This is a genomic window from Thermogutta sp. (genome assembly GCF_014359955.1).
Taxonomy (GTDB): Bacteria; Planctomycetota; Planctomycetia; order Pirellulales; family Thermoguttaceae; genus Thermogutta.
Genome location: NZ_JACIYL010000484.1, coordinates 1 through 3385 on the forward strand (window position 1 = coordinate 1; position 3385 = coordinate 3385).

Consider the following 3385-nt stretch of genomic DNA (forward strand, 5'->3'; position numbering starts at 1 on the left):
GGCCCGGGTTTTCGTCCTCCCCGGTCCAACTTGTTATCCAGCCACCGCTTTAGTGATGGGTGAAATCCAAACGACCGGTTGCGGCGTCCGCGGTGCCGACACACAATGTCTTTGACTTTGTTGGCTTTCCACTGGTGTCGTAGGGGAACGAGCAGATGGAGATGACCCATGTGGCGACGAGCAACGGTGGTGATGACAACTTGGATGGTCGGTCTCGTGTCGATCGGGTTGGCTGTTTGCCGGGCACAAAGTGCGAACCCCGACGATTGGCCCGACGCCTGGACGCAGATCAAACGCCTGGGACGAGGTGTCAATATTATCGGTTATGATCCACTCTGGCGGGATCGATCCCGAGCAAGGTTCCGCGAAGAGTTCTTTCCCATGATTCGCAAGGCTGGTTTCCAGCATGTGCGGATCAATCTCCATCCTTTCCGCGACAATCCCGACTACAGTGGGGAAGGTGCAGGATTGCGGCCGGAGTACCTGGAAACACTCGATTGGGCCGTGGATTGTGCTCTTCGGGCAGGGCTCCTGGTGGTTCTGGACTTCCACGAATTCACCGCCATTGGAAAGGAGCCGGATCGCCTCAAAGCACGATATATGGCTTGCTGGCAGGCGATCGCCGAGCGAGAAAAGAATCGACCGCCCGAAGTGCTGTTCGAGCTTCTCAACGAGCCCAACTCGGCGATGACACCCGAACTGTGGAACATCTGGGCCAAGGAGGCACTGGGCATCGTTCGGCGTTCCAATCCGAAACGGACCGTGATCATTGGCCCGGGTCAGTGGAACAACATTGCAGCCCTCGATAAACTGGAACTCCCCGACGATCCGAACATCATCGTGACGGTGCATTATTACAGCCCCTTTGACTTCACGCACCAGGGCGCGCCCTGGGCAGGAAAAGCGGATAAGGTCGGCATTCACTGGGGTACCGAACAGGATCGCGAAGCCGTGCGGAAGGACTTTGACCGTGCCCAGGCTTGGGCCGAAAAGCATCGACGGCCGATCTATTTGGGCGAGTTCGGTGTGTACGACAAAGCCCCACAGGAAGATCGGGTGGCCTGGCTCAGTTTTGTGACCCGAGAAGCCGAGCGCCGCGGATGGGCCTGGGCCTACTGGCAGTTTGATGGCGACTTCATTCTCTACGATATTCCCAACAATCGCTGGGTGGAACACATCCTGAAGGCTATCATTCCCGATGCCCCACCGGTAGCACCTTGACGGTGGGATGGTGTTTGCAGGCTTGTGCCTTCGCACCCGGCAGTTGGAATGTGACCGATTTTGACGATGTCGCGCGGCAGCCGTTTCTTCCGGCTGTCGTTTTTGTTGCGCAGGCATGGCAAGCATTGCATTCCATGGCTGGAGAGCTTATCTTCAGAGTCGGTTTGTGGCAGCACAAATGTCCCCATCAATGCCCGTGATCTTTCCCACCTCAACCTGCATGTTGAAGGAGATGGCCATGTCTGCATCGGCAACACCGCGTGAAGAAAAGTCTCGGCAGAGCACACGGCGTCATTTTCTGATGACCAGCGGGGCAGCGGGCGCTGGTGCCCTGGCCCTAATGGCGCGGGCGGTGCCGGCCGTCCATGCGTCGGAAAGCCACACCATCAGACTCGCGCTCATCGGTTGCGGAGGCCGGGGCTCCGGAGCGGTCAAAGACGCCTTCTCTGTGGCCAACGGTCCTGTGGAGCTGTACGCGATGGCGGATCTCTTCGAAAACCGGCTGGCAAGCTCGCGAAAAGTGCTTTCCGAAATGTTCGGCAAGCAGGTCAATGTGGAAGGCCGCTGCTTCATCGGTTTTGATGCCTATAAACACGCTATCGATTGTCTGCGACCGGGCGACGTGGCGATGCTTACCGGATATGCGGCATTTCGACCGACCCAGCTTGAATACGCCGTCAGCAAAGGTGTGAACGTCTTCATGGAAAAATCGTTTGCCTGTGATCCGGTGGGTGTGCGTCGCGTAATTGCCGCAGGCAAGAAAGCCCAGGAGAAAAACGTCAAGATCGCCGCGGGGCTCCAGTGCCGACATTCGGTCAATCGACATGAATTGATTCGGCGGATCAAAGATGGTGAGTTGGGCGACATCATTTCAGTTCGGGCATACCGTATGGAAGCCGTGGGACCTCTCGGACCCAAACCCGCCGATGTTCCCGAACTGTTCTGGCAGATCCGGAATTTCTTCCGGTTCTTTTGGGTGTCGGGAGGGCTCTTCAGCGAAATGGATATTCACCAGATCGACGAAATCTGCTGGATTAAAGAGTCCTGGCCGGTTCGCGCCCACGGCGTGGGAGGCAGGGCCGTCAACAGCACGGATCGCAGTCAGAATCTCGATTCCTATTTCGCTGAATGGACGTTCCCCGATGGCACACAGGGGATCGACGTCGTGAGATATGTTCCGAACTGTTACAACCACTTCGCCACGTACATTCACGGCAGCAAGCGGGCGGCGCAGTTTTCCGGGCCGGTGCACGCCGGCATCGTGAGAATCTTCAAGGATCAGAGGATTGACGAGGACAACATCCTCTGGGAGGCTCCCAAGGAGAAGCTGACGCCCTGGCAGGCGGAATGGGCCGACTTTTTCGATTCTATCCGCAACGACAAGCCCCACAACGAAGCGGAACGAGCGGCCCTGGCCAATCTGGCGGCCATCATCGGTCGGGCGGCCGTACACTCGGGCCAGGTCGTCACCTGGGAGGAAGCGATGGCCTCCCAGTTCCAGTTCTGTCCCAACATCGATCAGATGACGGCCGAGACACCGCCGCCGATCCAGCCCGATGAGCGAGGATTCTATCCGGTGCCGGTACCCGGCCAGTGGAAGGAAATCTGACCTCGGCGGGGAATTGATTCCAGACGACGGCGGCCTTTTCGGACGGACCTGCTTGTCAGGTCCGCCGCTTAACGTTGGATCATCGATTCCCTTTTGCCGGGGACTGAAGTCCCGCGCCGAAAGCGGGGCTAAAGCCCCGCACTCCATATGGAGTGCGGCGATTTATCGCCGCTTTTTAGTGAAGGCTTTAGCCTTCACAACCTTGCCGTCGGCCCGGATGGCACGACGACGACCCGTCGGTGTGGAACCCGACCCTCCAATCCACACAATGGAGGGACCTGCTTGTCGGGTCCGATCAACACCGATCGATCACCCATCGCCCTTCGCCGGGCACGACAAGCGTGCCCCTCCGACTTTTCGAAGGGATCTGCCTATCAGGGCCGCTTTTTGGGTTTTGCGCATCGTGGGCCATATTGGAGGGCCCGGTTTTACCCTGGTTTGCGTGCGCAACTCCGGCCAGATGGGCGCGCTCTGCGATTGGTTGCCGCCCCCGTGGCCAGACATCTTTGGTCGGTACGAAGTGGGCGGTTAATTGTGCTTGTGGGGGGGCAATGG

At 58.5% G+C, this 3385-nt stretch carries 2 protein-coding genes; both read left to right on the forward strand.

Going from position 1 to position 3385, the window contains the following annotated elements; genetic code table 11:
• Window positions 1-168: 168 nt before the first annotated feature.
• Window positions 169-1221, forward strand: coding sequence for a glycoside hydrolase family 5 protein (locus H5U08_RS13330; protein ID WP_297033949.1), 1053 nt, complete (start codon window positions 169-171; stop codon window positions 1219-1221).
• 238 nt (window positions 1222-1459) lie between these two features.
• Entirely contained in the window at window positions 1460-2830 is a 1371-nt protein-coding gene (locus H5U08_RS13335) for a Gfo/Idh/MocA family oxidoreductase (RefSeq protein ID WP_297033952.1), read from the forward strand.
• The last annotated feature ends 555 nt before the right edge of the window (window positions 2831-3385 follow it).